This is a genomic window from Leeuwenhoekiella sp. A16 (assembly GCF_047946675.1).
In the GTDB taxonomy this organism is placed as follows: Bacteria; Bacteroidota; Bacteroidia; order Flavobacteriales; family Flavobacteriaceae; genus Leeuwenhoekiella.
In genome coordinates this window covers 3219043-3242181 of sequence record NZ_CP172313.1, presented here as the reverse complement: position 1 = coordinate 3242181, position 23139 = coordinate 3219043, and the positions used below count along the sequence as shown (strand labels likewise).

Below are 23139 nucleotides of genomic sequence, written 5' to 3'. Positions count from 1 at the left end.
CTATTGACCTTTTAATTTTTTCTTAACCTCATTGTCTATTATAATTCTTATTTTCAAATATTAACTTTTATTTTATACATCCTATGGCTCTAAGGTTTGAACCGATATTAACAGAAGGAATTACCCAAGTATCATATTTTATATGTGATGAAAGTGCAGGATGCGCAGCAGTAATTGATCCTCGTCCCGATGCCGATATTTACTTACAAAAAGCACGGCAATATGGTGTAACTATTACCCATGTTTTTGAAACACATATCCATGCAGATTTTATGAGCGGGGCGCGTGAACTGGCAACCCGTTGCAAAGGAAGCGCCAAGCTATATGTAAGTATTGAGGGTGATGCTACCTATAATTTTGAGTATGAACCTGTTCGGGAGGGGGATGAGTTTAAATTCGGTCAAGTCAAAATAAGAGCGAAGCATACGCCTGGTCACACACCCGAACATCTATCCTATTTATTATCCGAAACGCACGAAAAGGAACCATGGGGCATAATGACCGGGGATTCACTGTTTGTAGATTCTATAGGACGACCAGATTTATTGGGCGATGAGAAGACGGACGAATTGACCCGGGCGCTTTATAACACCATGCGCGAGGTTTTCTGCAAGCTTGCGGATCACGTGATTATTTACCCCTGCCATGCAGCAGGCTCGGCTTGTGGTCCTGATATAGGTGATCGAATGAGTAGTACGATAGGGTATGAGAAGAAACATAATCCGTTCATGCAGATCGAAGGTTTCGACGAGTTTAAAAAAGCCATTCAAGATAATGCGCCTCCCGTACCCACCCATTATCCAAAGATGAAAAAACTTAATGCCAAGGGACCAGAAACCTTTGGTCATACACCTCCAGTGAGGGCTTTAAGCGTAAAAGAGTTTGAGAAGGAAATGAAGAACACAGATACGATCATTATAGATACCCGGGATATGTTAGCTTTTGGAGGCGGACATATAGAAGGGGCTCTTAACATAGGACAACGACCCATTCTGTCGGTTTGGGCCGGTTGGTTGATTGATACGAACGCACCTATTTTACTAATCCTGCCCCAAGATAAGGATCTAGAGCGAGTCGTAACTCTCCTGTGGCGTACCGGACATACCAATTTTAAGGGCTATCTGGCAGGAAATATGCGCAGTTGGCAAGAATCGGGTAAACAAATTAAAAAATTGACTCAACTCAGTGTACATGAACTTAGTCAAAACAAAGGGCAATATCAGCCATTGGATGTACGCAAGTATAAGGAATGGCAAAATGGTAATATCCCTGATGCCACCCATGTATTTCTTGGCGAACTATCTGATAAGATAAGCACGTTAGATAAAGAACAAAACCTTGCCGTGTATTGCGCAAGCGGCTACAGAGCCAGCATTGCGGCCAGTCTTTTACAAAAAAATGGCTTTCAGAATGTTAACAGCATTCCCGGTAGCTTTAAGGCATGGAAGGCGGCGGATTTACCAATTAAAAATAAAACAGAAAATCAAAAAAAGAAAGAAACTATGAAAAAGGAAATTAAGAAAGTGAATGATGAAATTTCGGTAGCTGCTTTTGATCCGGATGAGAACAGCTTTAAAACCTTTGCCGATAAGGGATTCAAGTCGGTCATTAATTTGCAGACCGATGAAGAGGGGCAAAATGTTCCTCCAGAGAAAGAAGAAGAGCTGGCGAAGGATAATAACCTGGAATATAGGCATATCGGGGTATCTGAAGATAACTTATCAGAGGCTATGGTCGATGATTTCCGACATGAACTTGAAAACCTGCCCAAGCCGATTGTGGTTCATTGCAAATCCGGAAAGCGTTCTGGTGCCTTTGTGATGATACATATCGGATGTCAAAAAAATATGTCTGGGGAAGAGGTAATCAAACAAGCGGAAGATATGGGATTTGAATGTGATGTGCCTGAACTGGAGCAGTTCCTCAAAAAATATGTGAACGAACATTGACAACGTGCTACCTAATGCAAATCTTTCGTTTGGGTTTATAAATTTAAATAGACCTAATTGACAAATACTTGAGAAGTATAATAAAGGTATATGCAAAGAATCTGTTCTGCATTATAAGATCGTTCACTGATTTCTCATCTGTACGTTTGAGCGAGGTACTGAAAAGTGATAATTGCTAAAGTGAATCCAGAATATATGGTAACATTGATATCCCCGAAAGGGGCTCATTTTCCATTTGAATAGAAAACTAAAATTTAAAATTCTATCTAAATAAAACTTTCAATGAGAAGGAAATTGATCTAAAGAATCATTGATTCCCAGCTATTTGTAGTGTAAAACAATAGTAATATCTCTTGATAAAATACTGCCTGAACGCTGTTTATTACAGATGGAGTGGTTCTTAGGAACCAAATTTAAAAAGTATAAATTTTTGGATGAAAATTTATAACTAAATCATTAGCGTCCGGTTAACTTTTTCAAATTATTATCTTGATACAGTAGTGTCCGGTTAAATTTATTTAAAAGCGGGATTTCCGAGATGGATCTCCCGCTTTATAGTACTTTGGTTTTACCCCAAAATCAAAAACTATGAATAAAAGCACACACTTTAGCGAACATCCCATAATTCAGCAATTGCTAAACTTGATCCCTGCCGGGATTATTGTCCGGACATCAGTACCCCTCGCCTGCCGGTCAAGCACCTGAAGATTGACGATTCGAGCACCATCATTGATACCTCGCAAAACTTAATCGTAAAACCTTATTTTAGTCGGACACTATTGATAAATTAATACGATTAATTTCAATCACTTGGAATATAAAGAAATCAAAAAAAAATTCATTAAAAAAACAAAATTATGAAACTGAACCTATTATTCATAAACGATGTACACGGATATTTGGCACCGCATCCTGAATTATTTTACAATGAATCCGGAGAAATAATAGAAACTGTTGGTGGTTATGCACACATTGGTGGTATAGTAGATGCCATTAGAAAAGAAAACCCAAACACATTTCTTTTTGATGGTGGCGATACGTTACACGGGACAAAACCTGTCGTAGATTCTAAAGGCGAGGCCATAATCCCCATTTTAAATGCACTAAAACCTGATGCCTTGGTAGGGCATTGGGATTTTGGATATGGCCCAGAACAGTTAAAGAAAATCAATGAACAATTAAATTTTCCAATACTGGGCTGCAATGTATTTACAGAAGATGGTGACAACTTTTTACAACCAACAGCGCTATTTGAAACAAAAGGCATCAATATAGGAGTCATAGGCATCTGCGCAATGATTGTAGATAAAGTAATGCCCAAAAAGATGAGCGGCGAGTTAAAATTCACATCAGGAATTGAGGAACTTCCCAAACACATAATTGATTTAAAGGATCAGGGCGCAGATATTATTGTGATGCTTTCCCATAACGGTTTTCCTCAAGACGTTGAAGTTTTAAAAAATGTTGAAGGTATTGATATTTGCTTAAGCGCACATACCCATAATAGGATTTATAGTCCCATAAAAGTTAACGATGCGCTAATCGTTCAGTGTGGTTGCCACGGCGCATTTGTTGGTAATTTTATTTTGGAAGTCGAAAATGAAAAAATTAAAAACTATGATTACGAGCTTTTAAAAGTGGGTGATGCAACTCCAAAAAGTTCTGAAATCGATACATTGGTTCAGCACGTTTTAAAACCTTATCAAGATATTAGAAGTGATGATTTAGGAACCACTGAAGAAATTTTGCATCGTTATGACACCATAAATTCCACGATGGACAATTTTCTTTTAAAGGCCATTGCCCACGCAACCAATACAGACATTGCTTTTTCAAATGGATGGCGCTATGGTGCTCCAATTCCGGTTGGGAAAATTACGGAAAATGACCTTTTTAATATAACTCCAATGAATCCGCCAGTTTCAACCGTAGAACTCACAGGTATGGATATCAAGGAAATGTTGGAAGAAAATTTAGAGCGTACTTTTTGCAGCAATCCGCTTAAACAGATGGGTGGCTACGTAAAGCGGGTTTTAGGATTGCAGATAAACATGAGAATAGAAAACCCTAAAGGCCATCGCATCCAAGAAATCTATTATAAGGGTTCCCATCTTGAAATGGATAAAACGTATACCGTAAGTTTTGTAACGACTCAGGGTGTTGCAAAGAAATATGGCAAGAACAGAAAAAAACATCCCCAAAAGGCCGTGGAGGCGATGAAAATATATTTGAAGGAAAACCCGAAATTCAGTCCGGACATATTAAAAAGTTGTCGTCTGGTTTAGTTGCAATGAAGTAATTATTCAAGATAAAAATGTTATGAAAAACCTTTTATATGCCCTGTTAAGCGGGTTTTTACTCGCTATTTCTTGGCCGACCTATGGTTTTGCGTTTTTAATTCTTATTGCCTTTGTGCCGCTTTTATTCACCGAAATTAACATTAGAAATTCTACAACTTCATTTATGAAAGTTAAGGTTTTTGGTTTTGCCTACCTAACTTTTTTCATTTGGAACCTTTTTACCACCTATTGGCTCTATTTTTCTACACCCTTTGGAGGGGCTTTTGCCATTCTAGTCAATTCCCTGCTTATGGCATTGGTTTTTTTGTTTTATCATATTGTGGCCAAGCGAAGTGGTTTTTTGGTATCTGTCATTTTTTTAACCAGTATCTGGATGGTTTTTGAAAAAATTCATTTATCCTGGGACTTTTCCTGGCCCTGGTTAAACCTGGGGAATGTTTTTTCTGAAGATACAGCGTGGGTACAATGGTATGAATATACCGGAATTTTTGGCGGTACGCTATGGGTCTGGATAACAAACCTCATCCTGTTCAAAACGCTATTAGACTATCGGAAATTTAAGGTGAAAAGTATTTTATACTGGGCTGCCATAAAACTGTTTTCAGTCATTGGGCTTCCAATGTTGATTTCCTATTTGATTTATGAAAACTATCAAATCCCCAAAGAGGAAACCGAAGTGCTTATTCTTCAGCCCAATATCGATCCATACACAGCAAAATATAATACTACAGATGAACGTATTGGCGAAATACTCCTGCGGCTAAGCCGGGAAAAATTAACCAAAAACACTCGTGCCCTAATTGCTCCAGAAACGGTTTTTGCCGATGGCACACCACTTTCTCAAATAAAGAGTTCCGAAGCAGAAATAGTAAGCAGTCAATTACATAATGAATATAAAAATTTAAGTTTTATAGGCGGTATTTCCCTATTTGAACGTTTTAGCGATCCTGAAAAAGTTGGCAAACAAACCAATAAAATTGGTAAGTCAGATTGGTTCAACGATTATAATTCTGCTTTTTTAATAAAACCAGACGGAGAAAGTGAACTTTATCATAAATCGAAACTGGTGGTTGGGGTAGAAAATTTTCCTTATCCAACCATTCTAAAACCCCTATTAGGCGATATGATGATAGACCTTGGTGGCACGGTGGCTATGAAAACCACACAACCCAACCGGGAAACTTTTCGCCTAAGTGACGGTACATATACAGGTTCCATAATTTGCTATGAATCCGTGTATGGCGAATTTGTTACGGGATATGTGAAAAATGGTGCTGAATTTCTAACTATTATTACCAACGATGCCTGGTGGGGCGATACCCAGGGGCATAAGCAACATCTAAGCTATGCAAAACTACAAGCCATCGAAACGCGTCGTGCTGTAGCGCGAAGTGCAAATACAGGGATTTCGGCTCTTATAAATCCAAGGGGGGATATTAAAGAAGAGTTAGGTTATAAGGTGCAAGGCAGTATTTTAGGAACGGTAGCGTTAAACCGCGAAAAAACCTTTTATGTAGAACACGGGGACTATCTTGCCCGGATTGCTCAATTTTTGGCCGCAATCATCTTTCTATTCGCTATTATGAGACATAAAAGAAACGCCAAACGATATAACTCTTGGTAAACTGATAGTGTCAGAGATTGAATAATCCTTTCTTAATTGAGTTTTAAATTTTAATTATCGGTCTATTGTGCTACAATAACTCCTACTGTATCACAATGAATGGAAATATTTATTTATAATACTTTTCATTTTAAATTAAGTATTTATAACAATAAGTTATTTTTGACGGTAATGAGTTAAATATTAACTAAGATCAATTAATTGTTATAGAGAGGTATAAAAGATTTGTAAATTTAATTTAGAAAAAATGACATATAATTATTAATAAATAAAATGTAAAATGTAAAATGAAAAAATCTATTTTTAGTCTAATCTGGTTGTTGATTTTTGTTTCTTGTGGAGAAAATCGCAAATCAGATACAGAAGTTCCTGGAAGAGAGGAGACAACCAAAACAGATGTATTGGAAGCTGGGGCGGCGGCTCTTCAAAAAAAAGGACCATTTGATCATATGAATATTTATCTTGTTGGCTTTCATCCAATGAAAGATAATCCTTCCCATCAAATGGAGGCACATCATTTTTGTACGCAAATTAATGAAGATTTTGCGCAATGTGCATTATTTGATGGTAATACCGATGAAGCCAAACTTACAGGCATAGAATATATAATATCTGAAAGAATATTCGATACATTACCCGAAAAAGAAAAAAAATACTGGCACCCTCACAACTATGAAATTCTTTCCGGGCAATTGGTTGCTCCTGGGTTACCGGATGTGGCCGATAAGGAGCTGATGGAAAGTAAAATGAATAGTTATGGCAAGACCTGGCATGTATGGAGTACGGGCAATGCAGACGGAGATGGTGATAAAATTCCTATGGGAGATCCTAAATTAGCATGGTCATTTAATCGAGATGGCGAGGCAAAGCCAGGATTAGTTGAAAACCGGGACAAGGAAATGGAAATTGATAGCAAGGAAAAGCGTAAAGAGCGAAAAGATCTTATTCCACAAGCCAAACCACAAGAGGGAGTTGATGCTTTAAAGGGTAAATTTCCGCGTGAAACAAAGTCAATACCTGGAGTAGAAAGTAAAAATGACTCCAATAACTAATTAAGGTTAGAAGGAGTTTACATGAACAAGCACCGATCTTCTTCAAATAGGAAACAACCAGAAGGTGACCGGGTACGCAGAAATACTGCTAGTAAAAAGAATAGTAAAATTGACTAGCAAATACTGGACAACATCCGCAGATATTTAAATAGTTCATCAGAAGAAATATCAGCCAGAATAAAAGTATTAGATAAAGAGTGGGATTTAGAAAAGATGCTAGAAACAAATATCTCAATATTGGCCTTAACGGGATTAGCCCTAGGTGTTTTTCTAAATCCCTACTGGTTAATTTTGCCCGCAGTTATTCTACTTTTTTTCTTACTTCAGGAGGCGAGGATGGTGTTTTCCTATACCTATTTTAGGCTTTGCCTATTCTAGGGTGTATGACGTAAAGAAAGATGAATTCGCTGTCCCTCACTTAAGACTGTTTCAGCAAGTGGAAAATAAAACATAAAGCGGGAAAACTGGATTTGGAGCATTGGTTAAGAATAGAATAACGCTGGATCAGAGATACTGTACAAAGAGAATTATTAAAGAGTTACGAATTTACCATTCAGAACAAGATACCGTCTATAGGTTGGTTATTCTATTCTTAAATCCGAGAAAAAAAGGCCAGCTAGCTGTGCAGGTAAAGTAAGAAATATTTGTCATTTTTGACGAAGCAACTAAAGCTTTCGATCAGAACCGTCTATTTGTAGGACTTTCCTATCATCCCGTATAACCTTTGGCTTTAGAATTGGACTATATGTGGAGTTGCGCGCAGCAAAGTACTAAACCTGAAGAACACAGTGATGTAGTGCGTTTTACCTTACGGCATTATTTGGATTTATGATATCTTGTTAGATAAATTGGCTTTAAGAGTGACTATTCAATAATTTGCATTTTTTTGCCTGTATATTTGTATACAATATACACATTTAGTTTTTTTCTGAATAAATAATGCTTACTTCACCCATATTCTTTGGCCATCCAATTTTCTTCATTTCCTTAAGCTTTTGTGTGATAAAGTTATTCATATTTTTTTTTGTCTCTTTAATAGTAGTACCTTCCGAAAACTGCGTGTATTTATGAATACCTTTCAACATTCCTGAATGCGTTGCTACCTTGTATATTTTATGAATGTCTATATTTTTACCATCAATTTTTACATTGCATATTCTTTCATTCATAGGTTTGCCCAAATCGAGAGTGTAAGAAATTCCCGAACTCTGAAGTAATCCACCCACCGATTCCATTTTGTCTTCGGGTTTTAGATTTGATGCGGTTTGTTCCAATAATCTTATCAGTTTCTCTCCGGTCATTTCTAAGGTCACAATTTTAGAATTATGTGGAATCAACTTAAAAACATCTTCTTTGGTTACTTCTTCTTGAAGTGTAATTCCATAACCTACGCCAGGGACAAATGCTATATCCGTACCAAATTCTTCTTTCAGGATGGTAGTTACCAATTTATCAAACGGACTTTCCATTTTGTACATTCGCCCTATAGGTGTTTCGACAACGGCAACAGGTTCTTCCAGTTCGGCTAAGTGATCGCTTCTGAAATCGTCAATGATTTTTACAATCTCAGCAGTGGTCATTAATGGGTGGTTTCTTAAAACGTACCGAAAATTTAGATGAGGCCGCTAATCGTATACTTTTTCATCTAACGGGAATACATGATATTTATATGGAACAGCTCTACAATTTTAGTAAAGTAGATCGTGACCCAGCAGAACGTACACTCTCTGTAGCTTATTTTGCACTTATAAATATATCAGAGCACAATCAAGAATTGATAGAACAATTTTCCGCTAAATGGTTTTCCATCTCAGAAGCTCCAAGTCTCATTTTCGATCATAATGCCATGGTTAGTAAAGCTATTGCCCGCTTACGACACCGTGCCCTAACCAAGCCTATTGGATTTGAATTATTACCTGTAAAATTCACGATGCGGCAGTTGCAGAAACTTTATGAATCCATTCTTAATGAGAAACAGGACAAACGCAATTTTATAAATAAAATAAATGCCCTCGATGTTTTAGTAAAACTCCGTGAAAAGGATATGAATTCATCACGCAAAGGATCTTATCTATATCAATTTGACAAAGAAAAATATGACTTAAAAGTTTTGGATGGTTTTACCTTTAAAATTTAAATAGGATACAAAAAATGAAATGCAAAATAAATCTTGTGTTATAATAATATGTTAATAAGAATATTTGTGTCTCAGACTCCACCAAATACCATTTAATCAATTGATTTACAGAATTTTTAATTTCATGAATATCATCTAATATTGATAATTGCATATTGTTGTTTACCAATTTGGTTACCATTTTTTAGTTCAAAATTGGCAACCAAAAAACACTTAATATCAATTGATTACATAATATTAAGATACGATTTGAATCTAATTTTTTACAACTTTAAGTGCTAACAAAAAATTATATTTTTTTTATGAAAACGAACACAAAAATGTCAAATATGTAGTACTCATAGACCCGCTATTAACACTTGTCATCCTCAGTATTTGGAATACTACACCTATAAGGATTAAAATTATATTTTTTCTACGTCTTTGGGTGATTTCTTCTTAGAGGTTATTGGGATGAACACTTAACCCTCCTAATGTAAAATTCCCCATTGATTTACAAAGCTTCTATTAAAGATATTTGGTTTTAAAATTGCTCCAATAGCTCTATTGAAAAATGGAATATTCTTAATAACCGATTGAATACTGCTCGATTTTTATAATTAATAAAATATCTACCTAAACTTTTCACCTTCACCTTGAGGAAATCTAAGATTTATTAAACATAGTACAGGGCAAAATCAATTCCTGATTAGACTTTCAATGTTATTGGGTTTCGCTTCCGATCTATTGGTACTTCGCAAAAAATATTTAAACCTACTCCCACTCCCTCGCTGTCCTTACCCTTTTTAGTAAGCAAAATACCAATAGTTGGAAATTGAACGCTCTGCATAAGCCAGTCGTACCTCCTTTTTATAAGTCCTTATCAATTCCAACTCTTGAAGATGTATCAGCAACAAAAAAGGTAACAGCGAGGCACTATGGGAAGTAAATCTAAAATGAATTTTATGAAATCGTATAAAAACATCCAAAATGAAGCGACACCAAAGAAAATAAAAAAGGAAAACGCTCTGGATATAATAAGTAAATCACCTCAAAAAAAACAGAAATGTAAACTGTCTGAAAGGTTCGGGCAGGCTATAATTAATCTTTAATTCTTTTATTATGAACACGTTAAAAAATCATGTACAGTTAATCGGAAATGTTGGTCAGGAACCAACAATTACCCAACTTGGAAACGGCAGGAAAGTAGCCCGTTTTTCGCTCGCCACTAATGAGTATTATAAGAACAACAAGGGCGAAAAAAAGCAAACTACCCAATGGCATACTATCGTAGCATGGGGTAAAACCGCTGAAATTATCGAAAAATATGCCGGGAAGGGCAAGGAAATCGGTGTTAGCGGAAAATTGAAGTCCCATAGCTATGAGGATAGTGTGAAGGTAATACACTATGTTACCGAAGTTGAAGCTAATGAAATTCTTTTGTTAGGAGTAAAAAGCAGTATTAATTCAGCTGATTAATCTAAAATTAAGAGGGCGTTTCCGTCCAAAGTAGCGCCCTCTTTTTATTAACTTTTAAAATTGTTAATATGAAAACTAAAGTTAACGAAATTGCGATAAGTTACAAGGGAGATTTGAAAGCAAGTTTGCATCCGAAAATAACATCTTCACTCATAGCTTCTGAAATAGCATATTCCCAATGGGATAAAAATAATCTCGAAATACATGAAACCTTTAAAATAATGCTTCTTAACAACGCGAATAAAGTAAAAGGTATTTATGAGGTTTCAAACGGAGGTCTTACAGCTACCTTGGTGGATATACGTATATTATATGCCGTTGTCCTTAAAAGCCTGACTACTGCTGTAATTTTACTACATAATCATCCAAGCGGAACATTAAATCCAAGTGAAACTGATAAACAGTTGACCCAAAAAATAAAAAAGGCAGGTGAATTATTGGACATAAAAGTATTGGACCATATTATTCTTACCCCAAATGGAGCATACTTCAGCTTTGCAGATCATGGAATTCTTTAAATATTAAGCCATGCCTAATCTATTTTTAAACCAGAGTAAGGATCCCATGATCACCACTTGTTAAAATTCAGAGAGCATGTAAAAAAATCTCCAAATTGTCACATTTTAGAAAATTTATCCCTCTTAAAACAAGTTGTAAACCCGGTAAATCGATTATTCACACCCTCATATCTAAAAGTGATTAAACACAAATAATTAAGATCCGTAAATTTCGATGGGTCTTTTTTTGTCCGATTTAAAATTGTTTAGATTAAAATCAATAACTTTATTTCGCTGAACATCAGCATACAAATTTAAGCAGCGTTATCCCATTATTGACTTTCGCCGATAACCTGCACATCGAAACATTACATAACTGAAATTCCTTCTTAGAATTGGCAATTGGCTTTTAGCCGAATTGTACGAGAATTTTGTCCCGCCAGGCGGGACGAAAAGGAGTAGCAAGAGGATAACACGCTGCGCGATGTTTAGCATTTCTTTTTATTTTTAAAATACTGATATTCAGATATTTAAAATTTATACAATTCTCAAGCATTTACAATCTGCGACAAATGCCTTCTTAGTGCCCATTTTCTGGGAAGAATTTGCGACAAATCCGCGAATTATGGACTCTTATACAGGCATCAGGTTTAAAAAGGAAACCGCAAAGCGTTTCCAGCAATTTTCGAGAAAACACTTCAAATCTCACACCGAGGCAATGGCCACCATGCTCGATTTTTTCTTCTTCAATGAGATCTCTCCTAAGGAAAGACTGGGCCCAACGGGAAGGACAATAGAGGCTTCCCTTAAGAAAAGGATCAATGCCGTTATAGCCATTATGCGTGATATGGAAAAGACGCAAACTAAACCTACCGTGGCTATGATCCAATCTCTTTTCGAAACCGAAGAACCCAAAAAGAAACCCCTGATTGTAGAAAAGAAATTTCTGGAAAAAGAAGAGAAAATCCGCTCTAGTGAAAAGCAAAATACGGATACTAATCTTTAATTTTTTGAACCATGTATATCACAATCACCCCACAAAAACTGGGAGGTAATTACTCCAAAAGTTCAGCGGATTTTGTGGGATATCTCGAAAAAGAAAATCAAGATCTGAAACCAAAGGATAAGGAGTATTTCTTTAATCAATATGATGATAAGATCCCTGCTCAAGAAGTTATTCATGAAATCGATGCAAACACTTCTAAGCTCAAAAGCAAAGAACCTAAGTTTTATTCGATTACTGTAAGTCCGTCGAAATATGAATTAAACAGACTACAGAACAGCAACGAAGATTTAAAAAAGTATACCCGTGAGCTGATGAAAGACTATGTGGCATCCTTCAATCGGGAAATCAATGGGCGACCGCTGACCCTCCATGATATTAAATATTACGCCAAGATCGAGCACCAACGAACCTTCAAGGGAACGGACAAACAGGTCAGAGAAAATCAACCCTTTGCATCGAAAATACTGCAGCTGAAAAATGAAATCCGAAAGATTGAACAGGGCTCTATGCCTGGCAGTATCAAAGAAAGGAATAAGGAAATAGCCCGCCTGGAACGCCAGGCCCCACACCAACAAGATGGGAAAAGGATCGTGCAGGGGATGGCAAAATCAGGAAATCAAAGCCATATCCACATCATTGTAAGCCGAAAGGATGCTTCCAATTCCATCAGCCTTTCCCCGGGAAGCAAATACAAAGCCTCACAGGTTCAGATGCACGGAAAAAATATCAAAAGAGGTTTCGACCGGGATACTTTTTTTGAAAATGCCGAAAAGACTTTTGACAGAACTTTTGGCTATCAACGAAATTTTGTGGAAACCTATAATGCCCGAAAAGATTTTATCAGGAACCACAAAATCTATTTTGCAGCACTTATGAAATTACCCACAACTGAAAAGGCCATTGCCTTTAAATTATTACGAGAATCAGGGGTCCCGATCATGCCGAGCATTCCCGTTACCCAGGCCCAGCTTGCTCTAAAAATATTTAATAAGCTGCTCAAAGGGGTTGATGTGGCTGTAAAATCAAGTTCCATAGGAATCTAATTGAAGAAATGATAGAAATAAATAATCCTATTATGGTACTCTCGATTATTGGTCTGTCCAGTATGCTCTTTTGTGGATTGTACCGGGTGACACGATTTGCATTTGCTTTGAATATCCTGATACTCTCCATGCTGCTGTATGGTATTTCCGGAGAAAGCAACCTTGTTTTAAACATCCTATACTTCGCCTGCCCCCTGCTACTGATCAATATACTGTTCTATGTTTTCCTCCATAAAACGGATAATCCTAAAAGTGGTGATACCAAATACCGCGTAGGCTTTCCAACTACCAAAGGGATTTTTATCCTTGAGAATATAAAAAGAGGGGCTTCAATTATCGGTTCTGCAGGGAGTGGTAAAACGGAAAGCGTTGTGTATGGCTTTCTCAGGCATTTTCAAAAAGAAGGTTTTTGCGGGATCATTCATGATTATAAGGATTTTGAACTAACCGAAATGGCCTACCCGCTTTTTAAGAATGGAGATGTTCCCTTTAGGGTCATATCCTTTGATAAGATCATCCACAGGGTCAATCCCATTGCTCCACGTTATCTTGAAAATGAGGAGAGCGTAAATGAGGTGTCCCGTGTGCTTATCGAAAACCTCCTGGAACAGCGGGAATCAGGTCCTACCGGAACTACCAAATTTTTCAACGATGCGGCCGAAGGCTTAATCGGAGGACTGATCTGGAAGCTGAAATCCAGTTATCCCCAGTATTGTACCCTCCCCCATCTGATTGCCATTTATCAATTTTTGGACACCGATAGCCTTGTCGCTTTTTTGGAATCGAACACCACTTCCAGAGCGATGGCAGATGCCTTTATCAGTGGTAAGGATTCCGAACGTCAGACCGCTGGCGTTAAAAGCACCCTGGCCAATGCGCTGAAACGAATAAGTACCCAACGCATTTTTATGGCTTTGTCCGCAGATGAAATACCCCTGAATATCAATCATCCGGAGAACCCGGCCGTCATTTCCATAGTGAACAATCCAAAATTCGAAACCTCCTATACCCCGGTCATTGCAACCATCATCCATTCTATTATCAAACAGATGAGTGTGCGCCATTCAGAACCATCTTTCCTGTTGATGGAAGAAGCACCAACCATACGCCTGCTCAATATGCATCGGATTCCAGCCACCCTGCGCAGCTATAATATAGCAACCGTGTATGTCATGCAGGACAAAATTCAAAATGATATGATGTATGGTGATAAGGCTAGTAAGGCCATCCTAAGCAACCTTTCCTATCAGTTTTTCGGAAAGGTAAATGACCCGGATACCGCTAAATATTATGAACGCTTTTTTGAGATTATTAAAGACCCCACTAAAAGTGTCAGTCGTGGCCATAACCTGGATTTTGATACCCGAATTACCACCGGGGAGAAGGAAATCCCAAAGATCAGGGCTGATGTCTTTTTTCGTCTGAAACCGGGCGAATTCATTACCTATGCCGATGGAATCGATAAAAAGATCCAGTTTAAATTGCAAAGAATCCAAAGGGAACTTCCGCAATTGGAGAAACCGTATTCAAACCTGGATCTGGAGGAGAATTTTGAAAAGATTTATGTGGAGGCGCACTCAATATTTAATTAATGGATCGCGCTTCTTCTCTTAGCTTTCCGCATCTAAAGATGTAAATCGACTGATGTATACCATTTATAACTTTACCTTCGGCTCTCGATGACTCTACTAAATCTTATGAATGTTGCTAATTAACTACAAATATATTTTTTTTTGTTGTAAATAAGCGACTTTATGAATTCCAGAAAAGCTATTGTACTTCCTAAATATCGAAGGATTTTTGAGCAAATAGGTGAAAATATTAAACTCGCCCGAAAAAGAAGGAAGCTAACAACCGAACAGGTTTCCGAACGGGCAGGGATTCACCGGGCTACCCTATATCGTATAGAAAAAGGGGATCCGGCAGTTGCAATAGGGCTTTATTTTAATGTTTTTAGAGTGCTTAACCTGCAGGATGATTTTCTTAAGTTGGCAGTGGATGATGCTTTTGGCAGAAAATTACAGGATCTTGATTTATTATAAATGGTATGGCAAAAGGAAAATTTGATATCTATGTGTTTGCGGATTGGGCGCAGCTGGGTGAACCTACCTGTATAGGTGTGCTTTCCGCCCATTTTGCCAAAGGTAAAAAGGCATTTAGCTTTGAGTATGAGAAAGCCTGGTTACAAACGGAGGCACACCGCTTATTGGATCCCGATATCGCATTCTATTCAGGACCACAATATCCCATAAATAAAGAGAATTTTGGGATCTTCCTGGACAGTATGCCGGATACCTGGGGTAAGACCCTTATGAAAAGACGGGCAGCACAGGATGCCCGGGCGAAAGGGGAAAATCCAGCCACACTCTATGAAATAGATTATCTGCTGGGGGTGTATGACGAAAGCAGGATGGGGGCCTTACGCTTTAAAACAAAAATGGATGGTCCTTTTTTGGATAATGATGACCAAAACCCCACCCCTCCCTGGTCCTCACTCGCTGAACTTCAGGAGGCGGTCTATCAGTTGGAAAATGATGACCAAAATGAGGCCCTTAGAAAATGGATCGCTGTGTAGATTGCCCCAGGGTCATCGCTGGGGGGCGCCAGGCCGAAAGCAAATATTTTGGATGCCGATAAGAACCTATGGATTGCAAAGTTCCCTTCCAAAACGGATACCATTGATAAAGCAGCCTGGGAATTTTTAGCTTATAAACTCGCAGTGGCAGCAGGGATTGAAATGGCAGAATCCAGGCTTGAGAAAATTACCGGCCCACAGCATACTTTTCTAACGAAACGTTTCGACAGGGAAAATGGGAATCGTATCCACTTTGCCTCGGCGATGACAATGACCGGGAACACTGAAGATACTATCCGGGATGGCAGCCCCAGTTATTTGGAAATAGTTGAGTTTATCGAAACTTATGGTTGCAACGTAGAAGCAAACCTGCACCAGCTCTGGCGCAGAATAGTATTTAACATCGCTATTTCAAATACAGATGACCATTTGAGGAATCACGGTTTTATACTAATCTCAAAAGGATGGATATTGTCTCCGGCCTATGACTTAAACCCCTCTATTGAAAAGGAGGGTTTGTACCTGAATATTGATATGGATGATAATGCACTGGATTTTGATCTGGCAAAAAATGTGGGCGCATTTTTCAGGTTAAACGATAACGAAATGAAGACTATACTGAATGAGGTTCTAGCTGTGGTCAGGACATGGAAAACCGTTGCCCGAAAACTGGGAATCCCAGACTTGGAACAACAACTCATGGAAAAAGCTTTTAATCCCTCCAGGGTTTAATTTCCTGTGCCGATAAATATCGGGATGCTTCGAATAAAACATAAATTTCCGGTTCATACCTCATGGGCCTGTCTGCCGACAAAGGCAGGCTTGGCCCGTGGTTCTTGATTTAGTAAAATCCGGCGCGTAAGCCATGACTATATAACTATCGAGTCAATCCTATTTGGGTAATTGATAGCACCTTTTGTTTGCAGAATCTAATTCGGGTTGTTGATGAATCTGTGGGATATATTAAGTTCTAAACTTCGTTCGCCGTTTTTTTCGTTGAGCTCCAAAACAGCCCTCCGATCATTGGACAATGAGAATTTTGGTACCACATAAACCAGCCTTACCTTTTCATTTTCCCTGATTTTTGAAGGTAAACTATACCTGAATATGGGTTTTTGATATACCCGCTGGCCGGACTTCTTTTTCCCTTTTTGTCGTGTTTGCACCGAAAGGTCCAGAAAATTCAAATCGTAGTCCAGGGTGGAGGTGTTCTTGATCCCTATTACGAAATAAAGCTCTTCCTTGTCAAATACAATGTTCTCTACACTCAATACAATCCCTTCCTTCCGCTTTTTGATCCTGCCAATGCGCTGCTTTTTTTTAATCAGGTAGGAACAGAGTTTTTGGTAATAGAGGTTCTTCCTTTCAATACCTGCCCTGGCATTGGAAATTTTTATCGAATCTTTCCCTATCGGATTTTCCTTTCCAATGCAGCTTGCTTTGGGTATAAAATAAGTGAGCCTTGACAGCTGTTTCCTATACTTTAAAATATAGGAATAAACAGAACCATCCCGGGAGATTACCAGCAGATTGCTCTCCTTCCCCGGTTTGGCTTGTAAAAGCCCTAAATGCTGCTCCTGCTCCCGATTGAAAGTGAATACAAAATTCTCCGCACCGGTTATCCCCTGCCTGATGGGCTGCGGAAAAAAAAGTGCGACATTCTTTTGGTCATTGGCATATAGGGTATCCACCACATTATGGTTTTGCGCTTTAGTGAAAGAGCAAACCAAGAGTAAGCCTACAATAAATAGATGTCTTTTCATAAGGGTGCGTTTTAAAATGCCCTTTGGGGCTTATAGCTTTGGCTTTAAAATGAGTTTGTAATTATTGAGGATTGTAACCTTTACATTGCGGTTGTTACGTTTGAGCACCTTGGTTATTCCACTCACCTGCGGTACACTCGGGATATTGATATCGCTTATCATGTCATCCACAACTTCATGCGTAGCTTCTGCCCTAAAATTGTTCTCCACATAGATCCCTTCACTCCCATCCTGAATGTCGAAGGCTTTGAGGTGGGTTGGAAGGTGGTTGATGTTCTCAATCTCAATCAAGGCCCGGTTGGGCTGAAAGCTGATAAATCCGAAAATCAATGTATGCTTTGGAATTCGCTTATTCTGTATGACAGCCGCCTGGGAAAGGCGCAGGCGCAATCGGCTGTTTGCCTTGACTACCTGATCCCCGTCAACCACCGCATAAATGGTGGCTTCTGTGTTTTCCTGCCCCGAAATCTCATTGGCTTTAGGGGCAGCGGCAAAGAATAGTTGATGTTCCAGACCAAGCTCCCTGGCCTGGATTACCTGCTCCCTTTTAAATACTGTGGAATCTATTTCCTCAACAGCACTGGAAAAGGGTTCCCCCTCACCCACATGCTCATAGCTTTTGTTGAAATAATTAATGGTACCTGAATAGATGCTATCTGCCAAACGTTCCTTTTCCTGTTCAGGAAGATTACGGTCATAGTAGCCCAGGGAATCAATCAGCTTTTCATCATATATGCTCGGTATGTTGTTCTCACGTAATTCTTTCAAATCATTGACAGCATCCAATTTTGTATCATATTGCTTTTGATTTTCCTCAATCTCAGGTACCAGTACCTGTTCCAGATTTTCATTTTCGCCTTCCTTATTGTCCATAAGGGTCAACGAATAGGCAATTAGAAATAGGACAATCACCGCAAGAACTGCTGCAAATACTATTTTATTCTTTTCAACTTTCATCAGAAATTTTCTTTAAGGAATTTTCAAAATAATTTGTAATTAACAGCCCGTGGGGATTGTGGGGAAAGTTTCGGTCAACAACGATCAAATTGCCGGTGGAAATAAGTTCATAGGTATCAATGATGGAACCTCTGTTGATTTCAAAAATGGTAGTGGTTCTGAAGCTGTACTTCCCGTTTTGTTCTTCGATTTTGGAATCGATACGCACTACCTTTTGTATCAGGGAATATTGCAACAATCGGTTATATACGCCATCGGCCTTCTTTTGACGATAGAGGTTGTCCACGGAGCTGTTACCCAACCAAAGTGCCTTTTCCAGGTTTCTCTCGTAATTCCCGGCATCGATATTATAGAAGTAAGTATGGAACAGTTCCAGGTGCGCCAGGGCCTCCACCCTGAAGTTTTCCTTTTGGGCAACGAGTTTCAAGGGGATAAGACTACCATCCGTATTTATGGCAAAGGCACTATTGAGTGCTTTTTTATTGAGGGTAAATGCCATCCAAACCGAAAACGTACTGGAAAAAAAGGCGCAGAGGACTACCGCCAGAACGATAAACCGGTTCAACTTTAAGATTGCATAAATGTTCTTATAAGGAGTTTGCATTCCGTATCTGTTAATTGGTAAATAATCGAAGTGTAAAAGAGGTGGCCCGTCTGTACAGCTTGAACTTCAAAAAGACGATAAAACCCACCGAACCCAGCTGTACAACGGGTGAAAAAAAGCCCTGCCCCACATCCGTACCGAAGAGATTTGCCCAAAAGTTGCTGTTGATTTCCGTATAGAGGGCGTTGACAAAAACATTTACCAGAAAAAATGCAGGCACCAGCATATAGACCGCGGCATATAATTTAAAAAACGTATAGGCCAAGGATCGGAACTTCTCAAAGACGGCCAGACTCATGACCAAGGGGAAAAAGGTTTGCATAAGCCCTAACAGGAAGAAGCGCTCTGCAAGGAACAACGGATAAATGAACAGGTCTAAAATCCATAGGAAAATACCGATGATAAAAGCAACTATTTTAAACCCATAAAGCGGGGTCACCAAAGCTTCATAGAGCAGGGTCATTGCTTTTTTTGCAGCATCTAAAAGAGTTACTTCTTCCTCTAAGGGAATATCCTGCATTTGTAGCGGAAGCAGTGCCGGGGCTGTTCCGCGATACTGGGCTTCAATGGAAACGAGAATTCCATCAAATAATCCGAGTATCTGCGTCGAAAAAATAACCAGCAGCACCACAGCAAAATTCCTGGCCAGCTCCCCGGGGCTTAATCCCCAGGTATACCCCCCACTATCAGCAATACCCTCATTGTACTTTTTAAGAATATTGATCAGGAAAAACAGGACGGCAAGCGTTTTCATGCCCGCAATGGTATACTGCGAAAAACTGCTTTCCTGTATGGTCTGGAATACGGTATCCACATATTCCAGCCCGATTCCCAATAGGATTGCCACAGCCATAATTAATATTCAGTTTCCCGGTTATTTATTTTATCCTGCATTTTCCGAAAGGAAATTATATATTGATAACGTCTTGTCTTTATCGTGATATCGGAGACCATTTCTTTGGATTCTTCTTCTTTTTGTTTTAAAATCTGGGCACGTTCGCCATCACTCATTTTTAGATAATCGCTGGACAGGATCTGGTCGATGAAGTCCATCGCCTCCAGGGAGTTTTCGATCACGGCATTAAAAGATTCGGAAACGAGTGCGACTTCTTCCGTTTTGATATAGGGAGAGTTTAAAATATCCCTGAGATCCCCTTGCATTGCCTGGATAAGGCGTTCATTATTATTGGCTATCTCACGTACCGCCTTTAACTGTTTGACCACATGGTTGACCTTTTCCAGGTTTTCCTTTTGCTGTTTAAGGAATTCTACGGTTTTTAGGAGCTGTGACGTCTGCTTTGCTGACTCGGCCAGGGATTTTACCAGGCTTACAAAATTGGTGTTATCATAAACAGGCATTCCCTGAGCGCTAACAGAACCCGGTACTATAAAAGAGAGTACCATTGCGAGCGTTGCAATTTTTGTTTTGCTGTCACCGATTAAATGGTTGGCATATGTGTGAAGTTGTGTTGAATATTTCATACTATTAATTTTTAAAAGTGAATTCCGTGATTGCTTTTTCCATATCCCCATGCTCCTGGTAGAGCCTCATTATTTCTTCGTTTTCCCTACCGTCCGTGAGGTATGCGGCATATACCTCTTTGGGGACTTCCAACCGAAATATGTTGCTTTCCTTCCCAATCTTGATGAACATTTCCGTGTACCTGTGCGGTCCGGACAGATTATTCCGAATGGATTTTAACTGGTTTAGATCATGACTGGAGAGGTTGAGGCGTTTGACCAGTTCACCGTATCCTTTCTCATTGTTCAGGCTGTAGATAACCTGTGTGTTTTCCAGTATGCTCGCTGAAGTTGAGTTGTTCGGCAACTGATTGATGGATTGCAGGATAATCCCGATTGCACCATTCTGCTTACGGATCGCCTGATAATAAAACTCCACACTTTCCAGGACATTTTCAAACTTGAGCTGCTTGGCAAATTCATCGAAAAGGATAATGCCTTTTTCAGCCCTGTTTTTCCATATGGTGCGCTGAATGGCGGTTTTGATCAGCTTTAGCATCACGGACAGAATTTCCTTATTATCCTTTACTTCATCCAGTTCGAACACGATCAGGCGTTTATCCTCGATTTTATAGGTCTGGTCCTCACTGACCTCAAACAGGAAGCTGTATAGGCCATCGCCAACATACTCCGACATTACATGCAGGAAATTGGTGATATTGAAGTAGTCAGGATGGATTTTAAGCCGGCCCAGCAAGTCATTTTGATTGTGTTCGATGTATTGGCAGAAGCCGTTTAATGAATGATTGCCCGGTGTACCCTCATAATAATGGCGGAGTATCTTTTTGAGCGAAACGGATTGTGCCTTGGTCACTTTAAAATCAGAGGCGAATAGTTCAAAAAGGAAAACCGATAAATCCTCGAGCCGTTCCGCTGTGAGATCAGCGGTATCACTAATATAAAAGGGGTTGATGCCTAAATTTTTACCGCTCTCGTAACGCAGTACTGTGTATTTCTCCGGATAAAGTTTGGCAAATTTGGTGTAGGAACCGCCCAAATCGATAATGACCAGCCGTACACCGCTTTCAAAATACTGACGCAATATGTTATTGGCAAGAAAGGATTTGCCTTCGCCCGTCGGCGCGAAGATGGCAAAGTTCCTGGCCTTTATCCGCTTCTTTTTCTCGTCCCATATATCCTTTAGGACAGGTATGTTATGCTCCCGGTCATTGAAGATGATACCCGTATCATCAGACTTGTAATTGGTATTGTTGATAAACAGGCATAGCGCGTGTTTTAAATCGGTAACATATAAATCCTGATTTGAAAAATTGGAAGAAAAGCAGCAGTAGCTGTTCAATATGTAATTCTTGCGCTCCTCGCCCCTGGGATAATAAGGAATGATATCCAGCTCCTTAAACACTGTTTTTATTTTAGCAGCAATGCGATCCAGGTGCCCGGCCTCCCGGTCCCAATACACAATATTCAAATGGCCGCGGATGATTCGGGAATTATCATCGGCATTGATCTGGTCCAGGATATGCTGGATCTTTCCAAGCACTACCTTATTTTGAGAACCAAAATTTGAACTTTTGCTCAATTCTTCGATCTTCTTATCAAGCAGCCTGCGCCACTTTTGGTTGTCATCCAGATAAAGGATTTGATTGACGATGTGGTTTTCGTTCAGCGTAAGCCCTAAGCCATCAATAAAACCCTGATGAAATACAAAATCATCAGAAGTGAAACGCTCATTGGTCTTGCTGCTCTGTACACTTTCGCCAAAGCACAGTTCGCTGTTGATGGCCAGGGCATCAAAATGATTTTCGCCGATATGGACGCTTTTATTTTCAAATAAAATGTCTGTATCATAGCCTTGGTTGAAACCATTGAAATAAGCATGTGTGACTAGCTGGATTTCATTGGCTTCAAGCCTAATAAGTTCTATTTTTCTGCTATTATTGATGAATGCTATTGAATCCCTGACTGCCCGTATAAAACTGCCCACATTATCATCCAGTTTTGGTATGATCCCTTTGGAAACTTTACGGAAAGGATTGACATATTTTGGATTGTTCAACGCCTTGTTCCGGGTCAAAACAAAGAACAAAAAGCAACGGTGTTCCATATACTCACGTCCCTTGAAATGCTTGTGGGTCGCTTTTTCCAAAAAAGTGTTTTTGGGCAGTTTCTGAGAAGAATAGTATTTCTTCAGATAGAGATCCTGTTTGTGAACCACCGTCCCTACGGGCAGGGATTTCAATGCCTGGAACCAGGCTCCGTGTATATCATCAAAATCCTTTTCCGATAAGGAATAAATCTCAGGTAAAACAGCTTTATAACCTATAACCACGTTGCCGTTATTGGCAAAGATGATGTTATCCTGAATATCTGCGATGGGCTGGTATGCCGAAAGATTAATCTTGTTCATAATCAAATCCCGAATTTCTTTTGTTACTGATAATTTTTGGAAAAGTGTTGACCTTGGGATAGAACTGTGGATTCTGGTTTATTCGAGTAAGGGCTATATATAAGGCGGAATTAATAACCAAAGCCCCGATCACCATACCCAGACTAAAGGAAAAAATGATGACCAGCAATGAAACAAGGATGGAAACCATCATCAAAGCAAATAGCGAAATGGGCAGCCCAAAGATGACCGCCTGTTTCCTGATGTTTTTATAGATTTCGAATTTCTTCATACAGCTAGGTAAAT

The 23139-nt window shown here is 39.1% G+C and carries 20 protein-coding genes and 1 pseudogene; 13 read left to right on the top strand and 8 right to left on the bottom strand.

Annotated elements, in window-relative coordinates; translation table 11 throughout:
* The first annotated feature begins 83 nt into the window (after positions 1-83).
* The 4 genes from ACH3O9_RS14155 to ACH3O9_RS14140 all read left to right on the top strand — a co-directional run bounded on the left by ACH3O9_RS14155 (position 84) and on the right by ACH3O9_RS14140 (position 6925).
* Positions 84-1949, top strand: coding sequence for a rhodanese-like domain-containing protein (locus ACH3O9_RS14155; protein ID WP_416441548.1), 1866 nt, complete (start codon positions 84-86; stop codon positions 1947-1949).
* Positions 1950-2806: 857 nt separating this feature from the next.
* Positions 2807-4234, top strand: coding sequence for a bifunctional metallophosphatase/5'-nucleotidase (locus tag ACH3O9_RS14150; protein WP_416441546.1), 1428 nt, complete (start codon positions 2807-2809; stop codon positions 4232-4234).
* 34 nt (positions 4235-4268) lie between these two features.
* The gene (gene lnt, locus ACH3O9_RS14145; RefSeq protein WP_416441544.1) at positions 4269-5873 is read left to right on the top strand and encodes an apolipoprotein N-acyltransferase; all 1605 of its coding nucleotides are present in this window, start codon (positions 4269-4271) and stop codon (positions 5871-5873) included.
* Between the two features lie 287 nt (positions 5874-6160).
* On the top strand, positions 6161-6925 hold the full coding sequence (locus ACH3O9_RS14140) for an OBAP family protein (RefSeq protein WP_416441542.1): 765 nt from the start codon (positions 6161-6163) through the stop codon (positions 6923-6925).
* A gap of 917 nt (positions 6926-7842) precedes the next feature.
* Here ACH3O9_RS14140 and ACH3O9_RS14135 read toward each other — a convergent pair.
* Positions 7843-8394 carry a 5'-nucleotidase C-terminal domain-containing protein gene (locus ACH3O9_RS14135; RefSeq protein ID WP_416446700.1) on the bottom strand — a complete coding sequence of 184 codons (552 nt, stop codon included), beginning with the start codon at positions 8392-8394 and terminating at the stop codon, positions 7843-7845.
* A gap of 101 nt (positions 8395-8495) precedes the next feature.
* Between ACH3O9_RS14135 and ACH3O9_RS14130 the strand changes: the two are divergent.
* The 9 genes and pseudogenes from ACH3O9_RS14130 to ACH3O9_RS14090 all read left to right on the top strand — a co-directional run.
* Positions 8496-9062 (top strand): annotated as a pseudogene (locus ACH3O9_RS14130) (NUDIX hydrolase); the annotation flags it as partial.
* 1101 nt (positions 9063-10163) lie between these two features.
* A complete protein-coding gene (locus tag ACH3O9_RS14125; RefSeq protein WP_416441540.1) occupies positions 10164-10520 on the top strand; it encodes a single-stranded DNA-binding protein in 357 nt (118 codons plus the stop codon).
* Positions 10521-10588: 68 nt separating this feature from the next.
* A complete protein-coding gene (locus tag ACH3O9_RS14120; protein WP_416441538.1) occupies positions 10589-11038 on the top strand; it encodes a JAB domain-containing protein in 450 nt (149 codons plus the stop codon).
* A 604-nt stretch (positions 11039-11642) separates the two neighbouring features.
* On the top strand, positions 11643-12023 hold the full coding sequence (locus ACH3O9_RS14115) for a BfmA/BtgA family mobilization protein (protein WP_416441536.1): 381 nt from the start codon (positions 11643-11645) through the stop codon (positions 12021-12023).
* 11 nt (positions 12024-12034) lie between these two features.
* Entirely contained in the window at positions 12035-13066 is a 1032-nt protein-coding gene (gene mobB, locus ACH3O9_RS14110) for a MobB family relaxase (RefSeq protein ID WP_416441534.1), read from the top strand.
* Between the two features lie 8 nt (positions 13067-13074).
* Entirely contained in the window at positions 13075-14658 is a 1584-nt protein-coding gene (locus tag ACH3O9_RS14105) for a type IV secretory system conjugative DNA transfer family protein (protein WP_416441532.1), read from the top strand.
* A gap of 162 nt (positions 14659-14820) precedes the next feature.
* On the top strand, positions 14821-15108 hold the full coding sequence (locus ACH3O9_RS14100; protein ID WP_416441530.1) for a helix-turn-helix transcriptional regulator: 288 nt from the start codon (positions 14821-14823) through the stop codon (positions 15106-15108).
* Positions 15109-15113: 5 nt separating this feature from the next.
* Entirely contained in the window at positions 15114-15641 is a 528-nt protein-coding gene (locus tag ACH3O9_RS14095; protein ID WP_416441528.1) for a hypothetical protein, read from the top strand.
* A complete protein-coding gene (locus ACH3O9_RS14090) occupies positions 15642-16373 on the top strand; it encodes a type II toxin-antitoxin system HipA family toxin (protein WP_416446698.1) in 732 nt (243 codons plus the stop codon). It begins immediately after the preceding gene.
* A 197-nt stretch (positions 16374-16570) separates the two neighbouring features.
* On the opposite strand, the gene ACH3O9_RS14085 is transcribed toward ACH3O9_RS14090, so the two are convergent.
* The 7 genes from ACH3O9_RS14085 to ACH3O9_RS14055 are packed head-to-tail and all read right to left on the bottom strand — an operon-like array spanning position 16571 to position 23125.
* On the bottom strand, positions 16571-17404 hold the full coding sequence (locus tag ACH3O9_RS14085; protein ID WP_416441526.1) for a DUF4138 domain-containing protein: 834 nt from the start codon (positions 17402-17404) through the stop codon (positions 16571-16573).
* Between the two features lie 30 nt (positions 17405-17434).
* The gene (gene traM, locus ACH3O9_RS14080; RefSeq protein ID WP_416441524.1) at positions 17435-18361 is read right to left on the bottom strand and encodes a conjugative transposon protein TraM; all 927 of its coding nucleotides are present in this window, start codon (positions 18359-18361) and stop codon (positions 17435-17437) included.
* Positions 18351-18965: a conjugal transfer protein TraK gene (locus tag ACH3O9_RS14075; protein ID WP_416441522.1), complete on the bottom strand. Its 615-nt coding sequence runs from the start codon at positions 18963-18965 to the stop codon at positions 18351-18353. The genes traM and ACH3O9_RS14075 overlap by 11 nt, the downstream gene beginning before the upstream one ends.
* 10 nt (positions 18966-18975) lie before the next feature.
* Complete coding sequence (locus ACH3O9_RS14070) at positions 18976-19818, bottom strand: hypothetical protein (protein ID WP_416441520.1); 843 nt, start codon at positions 19816-19818, stop codon at positions 18976-18978.
* A 2-nt stretch (positions 19819-19820) separates the two neighbouring features.
* The gene (locus ACH3O9_RS14065; protein ID WP_416441518.1) at positions 19821-20447 is read right to left on the bottom strand and encodes a conjugal transfer protein; all 627 of its coding nucleotides are present in this window, start codon (positions 20445-20447) and stop codon (positions 19821-19823) included.
* A 4-nt stretch (positions 20448-20451) separates the two neighbouring features.
* Positions 20452-22854 carry a TraG family conjugative transposon ATPase gene (locus tag ACH3O9_RS14060; protein ID WP_416441516.1) on the bottom strand — a complete coding sequence of 801 codons (2403 nt, stop codon included), beginning with the start codon at positions 22852-22854 and terminating at the stop codon, positions 20452-20454.
* Entirely contained in the window at positions 22841-23125 is a 285-nt protein-coding gene (locus ACH3O9_RS14055) for a hypothetical protein (RefSeq protein ID WP_416441514.1), read from the bottom strand. The genes ACH3O9_RS14060 and ACH3O9_RS14055 overlap by 14 nt, the downstream gene beginning before the upstream one ends.
* Positions 23126-23139: the final 14 nt, after the last annotated feature.

Coding starts and splice junctions, on each gene's coding strand:
- ACH3O9_RS14155 (WP_416441548.1), top strand. CDS start 84: ATGGCTCTAAGGTTTGAACCGATATTAACAGAAGGAATTACCCAAGTA.
- ACH3O9_RS14150 (WP_416441546.1), top strand. CDS start 2,807: ATGAAACTGAACCTATTATTCATAAACGATGTACACGGATATTTGGCA.
- lnt (WP_416441544.1), top strand. CDS start 4,269: ATGAAAAACCTTTTATATGCCCTGTTAAGCGGGTTTTTACTCGCTATT.
- ACH3O9_RS14140 (WP_416441542.1), top strand. CDS start 6,161: ATGAAAAAATCTATTTTTAGTCTAATCTGGTTGTTGATTTTTGTTTCT.
- ACH3O9_RS14135 (WP_416446700.1), bottom strand. CDS start 8,394: ATGGAAAGTCCGTTTGATAAATTGGTAACTACCATCCTGAAAGAAGAA.
- ACH3O9_RS14125 (WP_416441540.1), top strand. CDS start 10,164: ATGAACACGTTAAAAAATCATGTACAGTTAATCGGAAATGTTGGTCAG.
- ACH3O9_RS14120 (WP_416441538.1), top strand. CDS start 10,589: ATGAAAACTAAAGTTAACGAAATTGCGATAAGTTACAAGGGAGATTTG.
- ACH3O9_RS14115 (WP_416441536.1), top strand. CDS start 11,643: ATGGACTCTTATACAGGCATCAGGTTTAAAAAGGAAACCGCAAAGCGT.
- mobB (WP_416441534.1), top strand. CDS start 12,035: ATGTATATCACAATCACCCCACAAAAACTGGGAGGTAATTACTCCAAA.
- ACH3O9_RS14105 (WP_416441532.1), top strand. CDS start 13,075: ATGATAGAAATAAATAATCCTATTATGGTACTCTCGATTATTGGTCTG.
- ACH3O9_RS14100 (WP_416441530.1), top strand. CDS start 14,821: ATGAATTCCAGAAAAGCTATTGTACTTCCTAAATATCGAAGGATTTTT.
- ACH3O9_RS14095 (WP_416441528.1), top strand. CDS start 15,114: ATGGCAAAAGGAAAATTTGATATCTATGTGTTTGCGGATTGGGCGCAG.
- ACH3O9_RS14085 (WP_416441526.1), bottom strand. CDS start 17,404: ATGAAAAGACATCTATTTATTGTAGGCTTACTCTTGGTTTGCTCTTTC.
- traM (WP_416441524.1), bottom strand. CDS start 18,361: ATGAAAGTTGAAAAGAATAAAATAGTATTTGCAGCAGTTCTTGCGGTG.
- ACH3O9_RS14075 (WP_416441522.1), bottom strand. CDS start 18,965: ATGCAAACTCCTTATAAGAACATTTATGCAATCTTAAAGTTGAACCGG.
- ACH3O9_RS14070 (WP_416441520.1), bottom strand. CDS start 19,818: ATGGCTGTGGCAATCCTATTGGGAATCGGGCTGGAATATGTGGATACC.
- ACH3O9_RS14065 (WP_416441518.1), bottom strand. CDS start 20,447: ATGAAATATTCAACACAACTTCACACATATGCCAACCATTTAATCGGT.
- ACH3O9_RS14060 (WP_416441516.1), bottom strand. CDS start 22,854: ATGAACAAGATTAATCTTTCGGCATACCAGCCCATCGCAGATATTCAG.
- ACH3O9_RS14055 (WP_416441514.1), bottom strand. CDS start 23,125: ATGAAGAAATTCGAAATCTATAAAAACATCAGGAAACAGGCGGTCATC.